We start from the raw sequence: 16175 nt of genomic DNA on the forward strand, positions 1-16175 counted from the left end.
TTATCGGCTGCTCGTCCGGTGCAGCGTAGCCGGGGCGAGTGGAACCCCGAGCGGAATCTCTACCAACGTATTGGAGAACAGGAACGCTTCATAATCCACTGAAAACGGCACCGATGTCCCAGTTGAAAGGCAGGTGAGCGTCCCTGTAAAATGCAAGACCCCACCTGCGCCAACGGTTGCAGACCCGGCCGTTACGCCTTTGTCATCTCCACACAGCGTCCAGAAAGTATCGTATTGATACAGATCGTACACACCATCCCGGTCATTGTCGCTGATGGACACTGTGCGCCGTGAGCCGTCGTTGGGATCAACCCCTTCCCATAAGCCAACAAAGTAATTGCCGGAGCCACCGCTATCGGCGCTGACCATAGATACTAGAAAAACGGCCGACAGTAAAATAAGAGCAATATTTCCTCCTAAGGAGCCCGCCTGCCTCCCATTGGGGTGGAAAACCACATTCCAGGCACCCGCTTCGCCATGTCCCTTAAAACGAAGCTGCAACCGGTGCATTTGTAAAGATTGGTGCAGTGCCTCCTCTGCGGAACGTGTATAAGCCGCTGCTGCATCAGCTCACCAAATGCTCTGTATTGCAACAGTCGATGTGTGAAGTCAGCTCTAAGGGTAATGACGACACACAAACGAGACTGGGGGTCGAGAACGGCCGTTACTAAACTTTGTAAAAACAGTTCCCGGACAGCTTCCTCCTCCACTAACGTAAATAACTCCTCAAACTGATCGATAACCAGCAGCAGCTCCGTCTCGTCATCAACCGGCAGGCAGCTTTGTACGGCACCCACCAAACCACGATCATCCTGTTGCAAATCTGCAAGCAGTGATGGCATGGGCTTTGAAGCCACCTGCTGTAACGCAGATGCCAATTCTTCCCATGGCTTAGCGCCGGGAGAAATTCTGACGATGAGCCAGTTTTTTGAGCCGGGCAGCTTGCCCTGCCGCACTTTGGGTAACAGACTCGCATTTACCAACGATGATTTGCCACTGCCGTTAGGACCAACAATCGCTAGAAACCGTTCCGCATCACTACCGTCTGACATGCAATCTAGCAACGTCTCAATCATTCTGTCTTGGCCGCAGAAGTTTTCGGCATCTGCTTCCGCAAAGGGTCGCAAACCCTGATACGGGTTGGCAAGCGCAGCAATTTGCTGTGGTGTCATAGCAGGTGCAGGAATGGGCGTTGGGGGCTGTTCCTGACGTGCTAGCTGAACAAAGCCTGCCTGTTCTGCATCGGAAATTTTTAAAGATTGTGCCAGCAATAATGCTAACTGAACAGACGGCCGTAACGTATCCCCCTCAATCTTGCGAATAGTGATGGGCGCACAACCAGAACGCCGCGCCAATTCTGCCTGCGTCAAACCCAGCCAGGTACGCCGCTCACGCAAAATCTGGCCAAATGAAGATTGATTAACCATTTGCCTCTCACTTTTATAGTTTTGTTACAAATCGTTGATTCCAAGAGAAATCGTTATTGATTCAGGTAGTAACACTATAAAAAGATTAGCAGTTTCCGTCAATTTGTTTCTGCTTTGGCACGGCCGTTTTATAATCAAGCAAAATCTTACCTAAAGGAGCAATTGATGAAACGATTTTGGACTTTTTTTCTTCTTTTGTGCAGTACGGCCGTTTTCCTAATAGCGTGCAGTGACAACCAGACAGCAGAAGCTATGGTGCCAACCGAAGCACCAGAAGTTGCCGCAACCACTGCGCCTACAATAGCCCCGTCCGTCATTGAAGATACCGACAGCGGCAATAGTGGCCTCGCCCTCATAGGCCAAACTGGCAATCCTCAATTTTTGAACGCCTATGCCAGTTGGTGATCGACCTGACGCGCGAATGCGCCTATCGTGGATAGGCTAGAACGTGATTTTTCTGCCCAGATAGAGTTTTTCGTGCTGGATGTTGATATGGCTGACTCGCGGCTGTACATGGATGAATATGCTATCCGCACCCGCTCTACCTATGTTTTGCTAGATGCTGCTGGCGAAGAAGTAATGCGCTGGAATGGACCATTAGATGGCGACCAGGTAGCAGCAGATATAGCCAGTTTTCTGGAAAGTACCCCATAATCTTGATGTCTATTGCAGTTTAGCTTTGATCAGGACAGCCGCACTGTAAACGGCTGTACTGATTTTTGCTTCTTACTCTGATTCTGTGGGATAAGCTGGCACAATAATTTTGTCTGCTGCCAACAGAGGCCCAGGATTGACACGACGAAGAATAACGGCCGTGGTGCCAAATTGTTCAGCTAACCCCAACCAAGTATCCCCCATCGCTACTGTATATTCTGCCACACAGGGTGAACCATGCACATCACCGTGGCTGCCAATATTAGGTACGGTCACAACAGCCCCAGGCTTTATGAAATTTGGATTGGCTAATTGAGGATTTGCACGGCGAACGGCCGCATAATCGGCCCCGTAGCAGCGTGCAATTTGCATCAACCAATCCCCCGCCTGAACCTGATGGTCTACAGTAGATCCAACAGCAGGTACATTGGTATTTTCGGCTGGTGATGTTTCTTCCGTGGGAGCTGGCTCTTCAACAGCCGGTTCCTCCTGTTGTTCGACCTCAGCTTCCTCTTCTGCTGGCTCCTCTTGTTGCTCAACCGTCTCTTCCGCTGGCTCCTCAGATGTTACCGCAGGCTGATCAATCACAGCCGTATCATCTGGATTATTTACCGGATTGAGGGGTTGGTTTAAGGGGACAGCTGGTGTGGGGCCTTCTTCCTGGCAGCTTGCCGTTAGAAGCAAGCCAACCAACACAAAAAACAGAACTGGAACGCGAATCGTACGAAACTTCATTACTTTCTCTCCTCTTTAATGAAACGCTTGCAAACCGCAACAGCAGATAGATAAACCCATTTATATTTTTGTGTCGCAGGCAATGTATAAGGCAAGAATTAGGTTTGCTTATCTGGCAATGTCTACTGCCAGGAAGTCTCAAGTGAGAGTCGAGAAGCTCGAAGCTTGTTCACCTAATCTTATCGTAAAATTAAAAAAGGCCAAAAAGGCTCAATTCACTTCAACTTTTGCTCAAATTTTCAGAGGTGATGAATCGTAAGAAACCATAAGGCACGCTGTAAGGATATGATCCTATTCTAGGATTGAACGTGGAAGGTAAACATCGTAGAACAACATTGAGGTACTAAGTATGACACCTGTAGCGACCAAGACAACATTGAAGCAAGCCACCCAGAAAAGTGCCACCGTTACCCGGTTACCCCTAACGCAACGTAATGCCCAACAAGCCAACCGTCGGTTAAAGGCTTTACTTGATTATGCAATTGTCATTCCAGCATTAATGCTAATTTGGCCTTTGCTACTCATTCTTGCTATTGCTGTAAAGCTGGATTCCCCTGGCCCCATTATTCACCGTCGGCGGGTGCTGGGTCGAGACGGCCGTATCTTCGATGCTTTCAAGTTCCGCACCATGTACGTCAACGGTGACGAAATCCTGGCGCAATATCCCAAGCTCAAAGCAGAGCTTAACCAGAACTATAAACTGAAATGTGACCCCCGCGTCACCCGCGTTGGTACGTTTTTGCGCAAGTTTAGCCTGGATGAGCTGCCACAGTTATTTAACGTATTGGCACAAGATATGTCTGTCATTGGTCCTCGCATCATCGCTCCCGATGAAATTACTAAGTACGGCCAGTGGGGGCAAACATTGCTCACCGTCATGCCTGGCTTAACGGGCCTATGGCAAGTAAGCGGCCGTTCCAACACCTCTTATGACGAACGCGTCACGTTGGACATGCAATACATTGATACGTGGTCCATATTCCAGGACATCAAAATCCTGTTCAAAACCATCCCGGCTGTCATGAAAGGCGATGGTGCTTACTAAAGATAACGAATTCCCTGATTCCTCCCCAACCTGAAAACCTCCGCAATGCGGAGGTTTTCTTTTTAGCAAAAAAGGCTCCCTTTTGGTAAGGAAGCCTTCTTAGGGGTGTTCTTATTGCTTGCAAAGATTAACGGCGTTGCCGCTGGGCTTTGCGTTGCCGACGAACCGCTTTCTTCTTTTCAATACGCTGAAGCTCGCTTTTGGAAACAAACCAACGCTTACGACGCACATCAGCCAGCACTTTGCTTTTAATGACTGATTTGTTAAAGCGACGTAGCAGTTGCTCTTGCGATTCGTTTGAACGTAATTCAACTTTTGGCAGTGTTCTCACCCCCTTTTTGGGATAATTTCATCTAAAATGCTACAGAAGTGCGGTACTGACCACACCATCTATAAGTTTACCGCCTCTATCAAGAATCGCAAAATCAATTTTGAGTTTGGCTACAATATCAAAAAATCTCGCCCTTTCAATCGCTCGTCGATTTTTTGCCAAATCTGGTCTAAATGTTCTTCATACTGAATGTAATTTAGATTGTTTGTGTTAATAGTCAGCATAGAACTGCGAGAGAAGTTTGACGCCCAAGACTCATACAGTTCGTTGAGCCGTACCAGGTACGATTCCGCAATGTTCTGCTCGTAATCCCGGCCTCTCTGGGCAATGCGCTGCTGCAAAGTTGGTACCGATGCCTGAAGATAAATGACCAGATGGGGCGGTGTTAGCACCGTGGCCAACGTTTGGTAAAGGTCATAATAGCAAGCCCAATCCCGCTGGCTCATATTGCCTTGCATATACAAGTTGCGGGCAAAAATCTCGGCATCTTCATAGACGCTCCGATCTTGAATAATGGCGTTTTCTCGCTGGAGTAGGAAGTGATGCTGGCGCAATCGTCGCGACAAGAAAAATATCTGGGAGTTAAAGCTCCAGCGAGCCATATCCTCATAAAAATCAGCCAGATATGGATTTTCAGCTACGGCTTCATAAACTGGCTCCCAGCCCGTGCGCTTGGCCAGCAAATTGACCAGCGTGGATTTACCTACACCAATATTGCCTGCAATGGTTATAAAATATTTTGGCATTGTGATTTTTCCCTTAACATGATCCAACAGGCTTGTACAACTTGAAGATTGTACTCATTTTTGAGAGAGGAGAAAGTAGCAGAAAATGAGTCCGGTGTAGAGGAAGCCTGCCGTCGTTGACAGGATAACTAGCCGCTCAGAGCGCGGCGATTCTGGTTGCCGCCAAAAGCGATGCAGCAAGGCTGGTAGGCCAATCAGGCCAAACGGAAGCAGATACCAAGGAATGGTTCCCTTAACCAGGGCAATGAGGGCGATGAGTAGACAAACGGCCGTTACCAACCGCAACCCCGTCACCACGCGCATTTGACCAACCTTAGTGGTGAAAGTCCCACCCGTTTGGGCATCGACCATAAAATCACGCGCTTGCTGCTCAAGCTGCGCTGTCAATGAAGCTAAAAAGAGGATGGCTAGCAGCACGGCATCTAGCAAGCTCCAGGCAGCTTTAATAAGCACCATGCTCACCATGTAGGGGAATGTCTGCACAAACATGGCATGGGTCAACAGGTCGAGGCCAGGCCGATTTTTTAGCCGGATTGGCGGTGCTGAGTATGCCCAGGCCACAAAGCAACTGATCCCCCACAAAAGCCAGCCAAGCCAGCCAAATTGCGCATAAGCCAAAGCTACAAGCAACAATAGCGGTATTGAAATGAGAAATAAATGTCGCCCAGATACCGGCTGCCGGACAAAAAAATTACGGCTCTGTTTTTGATAATCGAGTGCATCAAACGGGGCATCGTAATAATCGTTGAGGGCAAACGCAAACCAGTAGCCAAAGCCCGTTGCGCAGACCAGCACGGCCGTTTCCCAACGAATCGCTTCATGAATGAGCAGTGGCAACGAGGCGATAATCAAGGCAACTTGCCAAGCATCCATATGATTTGTTGCTAATTTTAGGAGATTGTTTTTTGTGGGGAACGTTCGGCAATCTTGCTTTTGAGCCATAAAGGTGACGTTCAAATATAGATGGCTCATCGCAAGTTGATTGACGATGGCCAGATTAGTTTTCTAGCGGCGGTAGCAATTCATGCACCGTTTTGAGCAATTTATCAGGCATCACAGGTTGAGGCAAATATCGGTTGGCACCCGCCGCTAAACCTTCGCGAATGCTGCCACCATCGGCTCTGGCACTAACGATAATGATGGGCAATTCGGTCGTTTTGGGATTTTGGCGGACACGTTCGCAGACGGCAAAGCCATCCATTTGTGGCATCATCACATCTAAGGTCATCAAATCTGGCACATTTATATCGAGCGAAACCAGGGCTTCCGCCCCGTCGGCAGCTTCCGCCACCCCAAAACCTGCCCGCTCCAGAATTAGGCGCAATAGCTGTCGCTTCATTGGATCGTCATCTACAATCAATACTGAATATCCCATGATCATCCGCCTTTCTGAGAAACAGAAACCCTAAAGTCAGGGCCGGAGCCTAATCTATTCAAACAAGCCATAAGATGATCTTTTAACTGCGCACGATTCATCTTTTTTTACAGCGAAGAGGCTCAACCAGAAGTCGAGTTGACCCAATTATATAAAATACTTATAAATTTTCATAGTGATTGCTCAATTTCTCAAATTATTTCGATTTGAGAACCAACGGCCGTTTTCCGAACTTCAATGCGAGTGGGGAAAGCATCTCGCAACTCGTCAATGTGGGTGATGATCAAAATGCGCTTGAAGTCATCTTGAATGGTGTTAATTGCCTCGATGAGCCGCTGACGGCCGTTTGGGTCTTGGCTGCCAAAACCTTCATCAATCACCAGGGTTTGCAGCCGCGCCCCCGCCCGCTTGGCCAATAGCTGCGACAGTGCCAGCCGCACGGCAAAGTTTACCCGAAACTGCTCGCCGCCACTGTAATTATCATACGGCCGTTCCCCCGCATTATCCCGAATATGAATGTCCAACGTCTCGGCCAGGGCATCTCTGCTTTTTAGCTTGCGCTGCGTCTCGAAGGAGACGCGCATCTCGCCACCCGTTAAACGATCCAGTAGTTCGTTGGCGCGTTCCTCAATTTCTGGCAAGGCTTGCTCAATAAGCAAGGCTTGGACGCCACTTTTACCACACGACTTTTCTAGCAGTTTGAGCCGCTGTATTTGTTGGGTAACGGCCGTCCGCTTTTCTCCAAGCTCTTTTTTCCGCTGCCGCTGATCGCCCAACACCTCCAGCCGATTTTGGGCCACGGCCACTTTTTGGTTGGCTGCAATTTGCTCCTCACGCAAAGCAAACACCTCACGCTCAACGCCGCGCAAATCGCCTCCGTCTGCCATCATTTGGGCGAGTTCAGCAACGGCCGTTTCATGCTGTTTTGTCAATCCTGCTATAGATGCTTCCTGTTCGATAATGCGCTTACTGCCTTCAGCCAGCGCATCTTCCAACGGCTTGGCAGCCGCCTCGGCTTGCTTAAGCGTTTGGTACTGCTCTGGCACGTCGGCCAACGCCTGCCGCGCCTCGCGGGCTTGGGCATGTGCATCCACCTCATACCCCAGTTCGGCCAGTTCTGCGTTGACAGCAGCCAACGCTTGCCGCGCCTCAGCCGCAAAATTGTCGCTTTCTAGCTGCTGCCGCACCTTTAGCACTGTTTCTTGCCCCGATTCCGCCCATTCAGCCATAAATCGATTCAGCTCTGCCAAACGAGCCTCATCGTTAGCTAGATTTTGCTCTAGCTGGCGGCGTTCACTTTCTAGCGCGGGCTTGGCCTGAACGGCCGTTCCCAATTCAACCACCCGTTCTCGCAATTTAGCCAAATGATCGGTCGCCAATTCAGCTTCAAGTTCTGTAAGGCGAATCGCCTCACCTGCCTCCCACTCGGTCAGCTGCTGGCTCATCTCATCCAGACGCGCTTGCGCCTGTGCCTGCCGCGTTTGCTGGGTTTGCAACGATTTTTCTAGCTGTGGCCGCTGCCCAAGCGTGCGTCCCAATTCTGTAATTTGGCTGGTGAGTTTCTCGATGGTTTGTACATTGCGGCGATACCGATCGCCGAGACCGGTGCCTTCGGTGCGAAGCTCGCCGATCACCTGCGCCCGATGGTCGCTACTGAGTTCCTGGCCACACAAAGGGCAATCACCGCCCGTTTGGGCTTCCAACTGCTCAATGCGCGTTTTAAGCCGATTCATCTGCTCTTTGAGCGCAGGCTGGCTGCTTTCTAGACCTACTTTTTCAGCAGTGGCCTGGCCATGCACTTGCTCTTGTTCGCCCAATTCTGTTAGCTGGGCCGTCAGTTGGCTAATTTGTTGCTCCGCGGTTTGCAGGTTTTGTTGAACGGCCGTTTCCTCTTCACGCAGCGTCGCAATCCGTTTCGCCTGATTTTGTAGTCGGCTTAGCTCCCGCGTTTGCGCCTCGCGCTCACTTTCCTGCTTTTGCAGCTCGGTGCGCAGCTGGTGCCATTCTGCCTCTTGCTTGTTCAAGCTCTCTAGCTGCATCTCCAAAGCGGCCAATTCTGCCTTTACGTTGGTGAGCGCAGTTTCCAATGACTGCTGCTCATCCGCAGCAGCTTCGGCACGGGCAGCTTGGGCTTCCAACGCTTCAAGCTGCTGTGTGAGACGTGATTTTTCTTCGGCGATGGTGAGTTCATACGGCCGTTTCTGCTGCGCTAGCTGGTTAAACGCATCCGCCCGCGTCTGCCAATTTTGGAAGGCCGCATCCGCCTCTTGCCACGCTTCATATTTTTGGGTGATCGCCTCAGCTTCATCCAAAATCGCGGCGTGGCCATCTCGCTCTTGCTGTCGCTGGATTTGGCTGCGCTGGAGGCTTTCTAGCTGCGCCTTGGCGCGGTTCACGTTGGTGGCCAACGTTTCCACAAGCTGCTGATGCTGCTGAACGGCCGTTTCTGCCCGGCGAAGCTGCTGCAAGAGGGCTTCTTTGTCGTTCAATCGTTCGGTGATGCTCTCTAGGACTGTTTGGGCATCGGTAACGGCCGTTTGCCGCACCTCTTCCTGGCCCAGCTCCTCATCAATCTCGGCAATCTGGTGATCCAGCAAATCGAGCTGCCGCTCTTCCTCTTTGCGGCGATTGGCCGCCAACTCACGGTACTGCTCCCAAATGCTCACGCCCAGCAAATCCGCCAAAATTTCCTTCCGACGGTTGGGCGTCTTGGTCGTGAACTCATCCGCTTTGCCCTGGAGCAAAAAGCTGGCGTTAATGAAGGTGTCGTAATTCATCCGTAGCAAATTTTCGATGGCCGCCTGCGTGTCGCGCAGCTTGCTTTCGGTGAGCGTTTTCCAGATGCTTTCTCCGGTAGAAATTTGCAAATCGAGCTGTGTGGTTTTGCCCTTGCGTTTGCTGCGGGTCACTTTGTAAAGCGTGCCCTCCAGTTCAAACGCCAAGCTGACTTCGGCTGCCTCGTCGTCGATGGCGGAAAGGCGATTTACCAAATCGTCATCGCTGCGGCTACGGCTTTGGCCAAACAACACCCAGGTGATGCTATCTAAAATGGTCGATTTCCCGGCGCCGTTCGCCCCGGAGATACAGGCCAGATGAATGCCGTCAAAGGGAAGTACGGCCGTTTGCCGATAAGACAAAAAATTGGAAATCTCTAATTTTCTTGGAATCATAACGCGTCTGCCAACACCTCTTTCGCCAATCCCAGCAACATATCAATTTCCTCACTTTCCAGTTCCTCACTCACCCAATAGGTTTCTAACAGCTCCAGAGGCGTCATTGCTTCTACCCCCGCCGCATCTCCTAACCGGGATCGCTTGCTGGTAAGATAATGTTTCTGGATCTTTACGTCGAAGGCATCCCGAAAATGCGCCAAAATAGCACGCTCGTCTAGCAGTGGCTCATCGTCTCTGGGAAATTTTAAGCGTACCCGACAAATGGCCTCAGCTACGTCTTCTGCTGCTGGAAGCTGGCTGAGAATGTCCTCCATGAAATGTTCGGTGCGCGGCGTAATTGGTTCTGGGTCAATAAAGCGGCGCGTTTTGAGCATTCGGAACTCCCAATGGGTCTCCCCTTTGCCTACTTCCGCCAACACAAACCGCTTATCCTCTTTCTCACCAAAATCAATGCGCTCTATCGAGCCGGGGTAAACAATGGGTGGATGGCTGTCTTTGCCAGAAAGCGACTGTGGCTTGTGAATGTGGCCCAAGGCCACGTAATCCAGCTTTGGGTTGTTTACCAGGCCGCCGCTAAGCACAACCTCATGCCCCAGCATCACGGCTCGCTCACTGCCATATTTGGCACCCTGGATGCTGGTATGCGCTGTCAAAATGAGGGGAGTGTTCGGGTCTGCCTGCTCAATGAGGGTCGTGATGCGCGCAGTTACCAATTCTTCTAGCTGCTGGTAAATCTCTTCGATGGTGCGCCCGAGAGTATCTACACGCCCTACCAACATGCTGCGCGAAAGCCAGGGCACAGTGAGCACCTGCACAGGCACCCCAAGCTGCGCTTCGTTCCACAGTTTTAGGCCGTCAGCCACGTGAATGTGCGGCACGCTCAGGGTGCTAAATTCATGCAGGGTGTGTGCGCGCCCCACCGCTGGCGAGACATCGTGGTTACCCACCAGCAGCAAAGTGGGAATGCCTGCCTCAGACAGGCACATCATTCGCTTGCCCCAGGCGCGCTGGAAGGTGGGCTGCGGGTTGCGATCTTTGTACGCATCCCCGGCAAAGATGACCAAATCGACCTTTTCCTCAATGGCGGCATCTACAATTTGGTCCAGTGCACTCAAGAAGTCCATGACGCGCATAGGCAAACCAGTTTCAGGATCGTGACGGCCGTAATTGGCAATGTCAATATGGGCATCGGCAAAATGGAGCAAACGAATTGGGCTAGCTGTGGACATAGTTTCCTGGGGTAATTTTTTTTGCCACAGAGGGCACAGAGAAAAAATCTCTTAACTCTCTGTGCCCTCCGTGGCTAATCTTTATTTTTCGACAATTAGACGGTAATTTGAGCCATCTGATTGACCAAAGATGCGCTCTACCATGACGTAGTAACGGCCAGTGGGCAGCAACAGCGTCACCGCCTCACTTTGGTTGCCAGCCAGCATGCTACTGCCGCGCACACTCTTGCTGGCATCGTAAATGGTCACGTTGTAATCGCTGCCGCTTGGAATTTGGCTCAGCCGTACGGTCACGGTATCCACACTGGGCAGATCAAAGTAGAAAGCATCGAAGAAGTCAAATGAATCGTTAAATTGGTGAGTCTGGGCCACGTTCGGCTGCAAACGTTGGGCGACGCTAAAGTTGTCGTTAAACTGGTTTGCACCATTTAATATGGTTGGCAAGTAGTTGCCCTTACCAAGCACCAGCAGCCGCTGCACAGTGGGCGTTACGGCATAGTCCTCGGTGTCGTAGCCACCGGTCACGTACAGATAGTTGCCAATAAATTGCCCTTCTGGGAAGGCGCGCGCCCGTAAGGTAGTGCTGCCGCCCAAGTCGTACGTCACGTCCAAAATTTGCCACCCTGCGGCCGGATTCAGCGGATCAAACATTTCTACTTCTGGCACAGCACTGTTGCTGAAGTCTAATCCCCCAAAGACGTACCACTTGCCATCCGGAGCGACGGCACTGCCTGCACCGTAGCGGGCAATATTCATGGGCGGCAGCGGGTCCCACTGGCCATTACCTGCTGGCTGGTAATATTCGCCACCGGGGAGCAGCTGATTGTTGTCATCGATGCCGCCCACCACATAAATACCGTTGTTGGTCCATACGGCCGTATGCCCGTAGCGCGGCACATCCATGTCGGGAACGGCCGTTATCCACTCATTGGTAGTCAGGCTAAAGAAGGAAACATCATTTTGTACGATGGCTGAATTTTGCAAAAAGTCGGTGTTGCTAATGCCGCCAATCAGGTAATAGCCGCCCTGATCAGCCGGAACCACTGCCTGCGCCCAACCGACGGCCACAGGTGGCGACCCTCGGTCAGGCTCCCAAATGCCAGACCCCACGCTAAATACATGGTGTGCGCCAACCATGCTGTTGCCATCGTAGCCACCAGGGACAAAGATGCGGCCGTTCACGTAAACGGCCGTTACATCCGTAAGTTTTGGGTCTGGCATAGGTGCCAAAGGTGCCCAGGTATCGGTGGTAGGGTTGTAGCGGTATGGTGTATTTGCAGCCTCAATATCGGGAACGCCAACAGCATTGGTCTGTCCACCTAACACATAAATTTGCCCGTTGGCATTAACCGAGGCGTGGCGTGCTCTGGCTGGGCCAGGCGACGCCAACGTGGTCCATTTGGTTGGAATGGGATCAAGCACAAAGAAGATGTTCAGTTCCAGCGTGCCCGGTTCAGCTGCATTCCAGTCAGCGACCTCGACAAAGTAGGTCACATCTTTGGCTACGTTAAACGTCACCCGCGAGGCAAAGCCCTGGTAATCATCGTTGCAGGCAACCAAATCGAGCGTGGCTACGCCGCAGCTGCCCGTGTAAACCGCTAAAATGGTGTCATAGCTGTTGGGGTTGAAGTTGTTGGACGTGTCGATGGTCACACGACCGTTGCTGGTAGGGGTAAACTGGTACCAAACTGTGCGATACCCTTGCGGACGGCTGGGATCGCCCCAGGCACAGGTCAAAATTGGGTCTTCGCCACCTTCTGTCATGCTGTTGACCACGGTAGTTTCCCCAACGCCAGAGCCGTTCAGCGTTACGGTGGTGGCATTGGAGCAGCTGTCGGCCGCTTCTGTGGCAATGAGCGGTGCTTCAGGCAGCGGCTGCAAGGTCATCTGTTCGACGCGCAGCGACTCTAAAGCCGCGTCAGGCACAGCCGCGATCGCCGCTGGTGCCTGCGCAGACAAGCTCAAAAAAATGCCCAGGCACAGCAGCAAAATAGATAACAAAAATGTGAGGTAACGCATAACCAAAGCCTCCGGCAAACTTGGTATCAAAATCAGGTATTGCCGATCACACAATACCTGGCGATTGTACCAAACTGCCGGGGCAATTGGCTATTTTAGGCAAATGCAGGCCTGTTTCTCATGAAAATTCCCATTTCCAATGATGTATGTAGCCACGGATTCTTTCCGCGCTGCCAGAACGCAGCAAGAAACTGCGGCTACAATCAATGGGTTAGGGGAGGAGCAAATGCAGATCGCCAAATTCGTGCCAGAGGTAGCGATGTTGCAACGCCTGCTCATACGCCAGCGATAGATGGCGGGGATTGGCCAGAGCCGCCAGCATGGCTAAATGGGTGGCACGCGGCTCATGCAGCCCCGTCAGCAAGCCATCAACGGCGCGCATCCCTCGCTGAGGCGTAATAAATAAATCTGTCCAGCCTGCCCCAGCGTGGGTCACGCTAGCCTCGTCAGTCACAGTTTCCAAAGCGCGAATAACGGTTGTGCCCACGGCGATAACACGACGCCCATGCTGCCGCGCCTGGTTTACCAGCACGGCCGTTTCTGGCGATACGCGATAATACTCTTCATACGGGGCTTCATGGTCTTCTAAACTGGCAACCCCGGTGTGCAACAGCAGCGGAGCAAACTGGATGCCGCGCGCCACCAGTTTCGTCATGAGCTCCGGCGTAAAGGCACGTCCAGCAGAAGGCATTTCGGCACTGCCCAGCTCCGTGGCAAAAACCGTCTGGTAATAATCCAGCGACCAGGCGTCAGGCACGTAGCTGTAGCGAATGGGGCTGCCATGGGCGGCTAAGTAGCTGGTCAACGGTAGTGGCAATCGTAACGTTGCCAGCCAAAGTCGCACAGGCTGGTTGGGGCAGTGGCGTATGGCAGGATTGTGAGGCGTGAGCAACCGCACCGTGCCGCCCGCAGGCAGGTTTAGCACTGTACCCACCTCTCCCTCTCTAAACGGTTCGGTAGCCACGGCAGACGGCCGTCTCAATTCTACACTCCATAAACCAGCAGGAAGCTGGGTAGAGAGGTGCAGCCGTAACTCTGTGCCATCCGGCAAGGTAGCAGGGAGTGCCGCATTCATGGTGCGGCTGGTGTTGAGCAGCAGCAGATCACCTGCCTGCAAATGGTCGCCAAGCTGCCTAAAGTGAGTGTGCTGCACCCGATCATCCTGGTAATGGGACACCATCAATCGCACATCATCACGCGCCAAACCACGCGCTTCCGGCGGCTCACTGGCCTCTAACCCGGGCGGCAGCTCAAATTCAAGCGCAGGTAGCTGCGTCACAGGCGTCTTTGGGTATGTCGTTGGCGGGGATAGCAAGCTCATCATGCTGCTACCTCCACAGGAAAATTTTGCGCCTGGTAACGGCCGTTTGGCAATTTCCCGTTAATGAGTGCCATAAAACCGGGAAGGCTCGCCTCTGGCAATGGCCGATCGCTGATGTCCTCACCGGGGAATGCTTCCTGGTGCATTTGCGTCCGCATATCACCGGGATCAACCCAGTAAACGCGGATATTAGGCAACTGGTCCGCCAGCTCCGCCGCAAAAATGGCCGACAGATGCTCAAACGCTGCCTTGCTGGCACCGTAACCGCCCCAGCCTGCATAAGGTTCTACGGCCGCATCGCTGGTGATGTTAATGATGCGCGCGTCCGGCTTGAGCGTATCGGCAACTGCTTGCAGCATGCCAAGCTGAGCCACCACATTGACGCGGAAAACAGTCTCCAGCATGTCTAGTGGGTAATTCAGCAGGGCTGGCTGGGGGCTTGGCCCCAAAATGCCGGCATTGTTAATGAGTAAATCCAATCCGCCTGCTGCACGCGCGGCCACCGCCAACGCTTGCCTATGTGCTTTTTGGCTAATATCACCGGAAATCGCTGTTACCGTCGTCCATTGCTCCAATTCTTGATGCGCCTGCGTTAATGCCTGTTGCCCACGAGCGTTGATAATGAGCTGCCAGCCTGCTTGTGCCAAACGCTGCGCTAGTGCCAGGCCAAGCCCGCGCGATGCGCCACTGATCAATGCTGTTTTGGTTTGCATATTCATGAGGACTCTCCAATTTTGTGTTTAATTGATAAGCTAATTTTAAGGAAACGGCCGTTGCTCCACCCCAGGCGAGAGTCCAGAAGCATCCTTGCAAAAGGTACGGCCGTATGCCTGTCCTTAAGATCAGCTATCCACCATATTCCACAGTGGCGTTTGGTTCCCTACTGGAATTTCGTTAAAATCCTGTTGCAATTGTTGCTAAAGATAGCTTTCTGGAAATCGTAACTGGCCAATTTATGAGTAAAGAGTGGAGTACCACAACACGCTATTTTGTCTTTGCCCTGGTTCTTGCTGGGTTTATTTGGTTTATCACCGCAGCAGAAGCACTCATTGGCGCCTTGGCAATTTCTGCCTTGCTGGCTTATTTGCTAAATCCAATTGTCACCGTCGTGAACAAACGGGCCCGTGTAGCCAGATCGCTGGTTGTCTTTCTGGTTTACCTGCTTTCATTAGGAGCCATTATCACTGTCACCATCATTTTTGTTCCAGCCATTCCTGAGCAAACCGCCAGCTTTTTGGAAGACATGCAGGAGTTGATGACCCAGGCGGAGCAAGATTTTTTGGCTGAACCACTTGTCATTCTCAACACCGAGATCGCTTTAGATGGTCTTTTGCCCGAAGCAGACCTATCCGAACTGGTTTCCTCCTTCATACGCGCCGACATCATTGTGCAGCTGCTACAAACCAGCACCACCAATCTCGGCTGGATTTTGGTGGTGCTTGTTGCCACCTATTACCTGCTGCAAGATTGGGACAAACTTCGTGAATGGCTGTTTAGCTGGGCACCCGATCCATTTGAATCTGACTTCCGGCGACTTTACGGTGAAATTAAGCTGGTGTGGAATCGCTATTTTCGGGGGCAGTTACGCCTTTCAATTATTGTGGGGTTGCTAACGGGCGCGGGTTCACTCATCCTGGGTTTGCCCGGTGCCATCTTGTTTGGGGTCTTTGCTGCTATCTTCGACGTTTTGCTATCGGTGGGTCCAGCCATCATCATGATTATTGCCACAATGGTGGCCTTGCTGGCAGGCTCAAACACGCTTGAAGTCTCCAATACAATCTTTGCTTTTATCGTCTTGGCTTTTAATTTGGGTATCCAGGGGATTGAAAATATTTGGCTCCGTCCACGCATCATGAGTTCCAGCGTGCGGATTCATCCAGCCATTATCTTTATTGCCATAGTGGGCTCGCTCTCGTTGGCGGGTGTCCTCACGGCATTGATCATCGTGCCCGTATTAGGCTCAATTGCGGTAATTAGCCGATACACGTACCACAAGCTGTTCAAAATGGACCCGTGGGCAGACAATGCCCGGATGGCCTCACGCATCATCGAAGATACGGAAGAAGCAAAAACGGCCGCATCCTCACAGAATACGGCCGTCGAATCCACAGACTAAAAAC

The 16175-nt window shown here is 51.8% G+C and carries 16 protein-coding genes; 4 read left to right on the forward strand and 12 right to left on the reverse strand.

The genetic code is table 11. From position 1 onward, the window contains the following. Together ACOQPU_RS08520 and ACOQPU_RS08525 are read right to left on the reverse strand one after the other, a co-directional pair. Entirely contained in the window at positions 1-369 is a 369-nt protein-coding gene (locus ACOQPU_RS08520; protein ID WP_420644701.1) for a hypothetical protein, read from the reverse strand. Between the two features lie 47 nt (positions 370-416). Continuing rightward, a complete protein-coding gene (locus ACOQPU_RS08525) occupies positions 417-1427 on the reverse strand; it encodes a helix-turn-helix domain-containing protein (protein WP_420644702.1) in 1011 nt (336 codons plus the stop codon). 165 nt (positions 1428-1592) lie between these two features. On the opposite strand from ACOQPU_RS08525, the gene ACOQPU_RS08530 reads away from it, so the two are divergent. Further along, positions 1593-1832 carry a hypothetical protein gene (locus ACOQPU_RS08530; RefSeq protein WP_420644703.1) on the forward strand — a complete coding sequence of 80 codons (240 nt, stop codon included), beginning with the start codon at positions 1593-1595 and terminating at the stop codon, positions 1830-1832. Positions 1833-1859: 27 nt separating this feature from the next. Then, the gene (locus ACOQPU_RS08535) at positions 1860-2081 is read left to right on the forward strand and encodes a hypothetical protein (RefSeq protein WP_420644704.1); all 222 of its coding nucleotides are present in this window, start codon (positions 1860-1862) and stop codon (positions 2079-2081) included. Between the two features lie 72 nt (positions 2082-2153). Here the strand turns inward: ACOQPU_RS08535 and ACOQPU_RS08540 are convergent, their stop codons facing one another. Next, on the reverse strand, positions 2154-2816 hold the full coding sequence (locus ACOQPU_RS08540; protein ID WP_420644705.1) for a LysM peptidoglycan-binding domain-containing protein: 663 nt from the start codon (positions 2814-2816) through the stop codon (positions 2154-2156). A gap of 349 nt (positions 2817-3165) precedes the next feature. Here ACOQPU_RS08540 and ACOQPU_RS08545 point away from each other — a divergent pair, with 349 nt between their 5' ends. After that, a complete protein-coding gene (locus ACOQPU_RS08545; RefSeq protein WP_420644706.1) occupies positions 3166-3861 on the forward strand; it encodes a sugar transferase in 696 nt (231 codons plus the stop codon). 127 nt (positions 3862-3988) lie between these two features. Here ACOQPU_RS08545 and rpsU read toward each other — a convergent pair whose 3' ends face one another. The 9 genes from rpsU to ACOQPU_RS08590 all read right to left on the reverse strand — a co-directional run bounded on the left by rpsU (position 3989) and on the right by ACOQPU_RS08590 (position 14774). Then, positions 3989-4192, reverse strand: a complete 204-nt coding sequence (rpsU, locus tag ACOQPU_RS08550; RefSeq protein ID WP_420631399.1) for a 30S ribosomal protein S21 — start codon at positions 4190-4192, stop codon at positions 3989-3991. A gap of 110 nt (positions 4193-4302) precedes the next feature. Further along, the gene (locus ACOQPU_RS08555) at positions 4303-4938 is read right to left on the reverse strand and encodes a deoxynucleoside kinase (protein WP_420644707.1); all 636 of its coding nucleotides are present in this window, start codon (positions 4936-4938) and stop codon (positions 4303-4305) included. A gap of 54 nt (positions 4939-4992) precedes the next feature. After that, on the reverse strand, positions 4993-5811 hold the full coding sequence (locus ACOQPU_RS08560) for a UbiA family prenyltransferase (protein WP_420644708.1): 819 nt from the start codon (positions 5809-5811) through the stop codon (positions 4993-4995). 124 nt (positions 5812-5935) lie between these two features. Further along, positions 5936-6313 carry a response regulator gene (locus ACOQPU_RS08565; protein ID WP_420644709.1) on the reverse strand — a complete coding sequence of 126 codons (378 nt, stop codon included), beginning with the start codon at positions 6311-6313 and terminating at the stop codon, positions 5936-5938. A 191-nt stretch (positions 6314-6504) separates the two neighbouring features. Continuing rightward, positions 6505-9483, reverse strand: coding sequence for an AAA family ATPase (locus ACOQPU_RS08570; RefSeq protein WP_420644710.1), 2979 nt, complete (start codon positions 9481-9483; stop codon positions 6505-6507). After that, positions 9480-10715, reverse strand: coding sequence for a metallophosphoesterase family protein (locus ACOQPU_RS08575; protein WP_420644711.1), 1236 nt, complete (start codon positions 10713-10715; stop codon positions 9480-9482). The genes ACOQPU_RS08570 and ACOQPU_RS08575 overlap by 4 nt, the downstream gene beginning before the upstream one ends. Before the next feature lie 81 nt (positions 10716-10796). Then, a complete protein-coding gene (locus ACOQPU_RS08580; RefSeq protein WP_420644712.1) occupies positions 10797-12734 on the reverse strand; it encodes a Kelch repeat-containing protein in 1938 nt (645 codons plus the stop codon). Positions 12735-12945: 211 nt separating this feature from the next. Continuing rightward, the gene (locus ACOQPU_RS08585; protein ID WP_420644713.1) at positions 12946-14058 is read right to left on the reverse strand and encodes an S-adenosylmethionine:tRNA ribosyltransferase-isomerase; all 1113 of its coding nucleotides are present in this window, start codon (positions 14056-14058) and stop codon (positions 12946-12948) included. Beyond that, positions 14055-14774, reverse strand: a complete 720-nt coding sequence (locus tag ACOQPU_RS08590) for an SDR family NAD(P)-dependent oxidoreductase (RefSeq protein ID WP_420644714.1) — start codon at positions 14772-14774, stop codon at positions 14055-14057. Before ACOQPU_RS08590 ends, ACOQPU_RS08585 begins: the two co-directional genes overlap by 4 nt. A 236-nt stretch (positions 14775-15010) precedes the next feature. Between ACOQPU_RS08590 and ACOQPU_RS08595 the strand changes: the two genes are divergently transcribed. Then, positions 15011-16171, forward strand: a complete 1161-nt coding sequence (locus ACOQPU_RS08595) for an AI-2E family transporter (protein WP_420644715.1) — start codon at positions 15011-15013, stop codon at positions 16169-16171. Positions 16172-16175 lie beyond the last annotated feature (4 nt).

Origin of the sequence: Candidatus Leptofilum sp., from assembly GCF_965223285.1 — a bacterium.
GTDB lineage: Bacteria > Chloroflexota > Anaerolineae > Promineifilales > Promineifilaceae > Leptofilum.

Bases quoted from the DNA above. Each gene is read 5' to 3' on its own strand.
- ACOQPU_RS08520 (WP_420644701.1), bottom strand. From the start codon at position 369: ATGGTCAGCGCCGATAGCGGTGGCTCCGGCAATTACTTTGTTGGCTTA.
- ACOQPU_RS08525 (WP_420644702.1), bottom strand. From the start codon at position 1,427: ATGGTTAATCAATCTTCATTTGGCCAGATTTTGCGTGAGCGGCGTACC.
- ACOQPU_RS08530 (WP_420644703.1), top strand. From the start codon at position 1,593: ATGAAACGATTTTGGACTTTTTTTCTTCTTTTGTGCAGTACGGCCGTT.
- ACOQPU_RS08540 (WP_420644705.1), bottom strand. From the start codon at position 2,816: ATGAAGTTTCGTACGATTCGCGTTCCAGTTCTGTTTTTTGTGTTGGTT.
- ACOQPU_RS08545 (WP_420644706.1), top strand. From the start codon at position 3,166: ATGACACCTGTAGCGACCAAGACAACATTGAAGCAAGCCACCCAGAAA.
- ACOQPU_RS08555 (WP_420644707.1), bottom strand. From the start codon at position 4,938: ATGCCAAAATATTTTATAACCATTGCAGGCAATATTGGTGTAGGTAAA.
- ACOQPU_RS08560 (WP_420644708.1), bottom strand. From the start codon at position 5,811: ATGGATGCTTGGCAAGTTGCCTTGATTATCGCCTCGTTGCCACTGCTC.
- ACOQPU_RS08565 (WP_420644709.1), bottom strand. From the start codon at position 6,313: ATGGGATATTCAGTATTGATTGTAGATGACGATCCAATGAAGCGACAG.
- ACOQPU_RS08570 (WP_420644710.1), bottom strand. From the start codon at position 9,483: ATGATTCCAAGAAAATTAGAGATTTCCAATTTTTTGTCTTATCGGCAA.
- ACOQPU_RS08575 (WP_420644711.1), bottom strand. From the start codon at position 10,715: ATGTCCACAGCTAGCCCAATTCGTTTGCTCCATTTTGCCGATGCCCAT.
- ACOQPU_RS08580 (WP_420644712.1), bottom strand. From the start codon at position 12,734: ATGCGTTACCTCACATTTTTGTTATCTATTTTGCTGCTGTGCCTGGGC.
- ACOQPU_RS08585 (WP_420644713.1), bottom strand. From the start codon at position 14,058: ATGATGAGCTTGCTATCCCCGCCAACGACATACCCAAAGACGCCTGTG.
- ACOQPU_RS08590 (WP_420644714.1), bottom strand. From the start codon at position 14,774: ATGAATATGCAAACCAAAACAGCATTGATCAGTGGCGCATCGCGCGGG.
- ACOQPU_RS08595 (WP_420644715.1), top strand. From the start codon at position 15,011: ATGAGTAAAGAGTGGAGTACCACAACACGCTATTTTGTCTTTGCCCTG.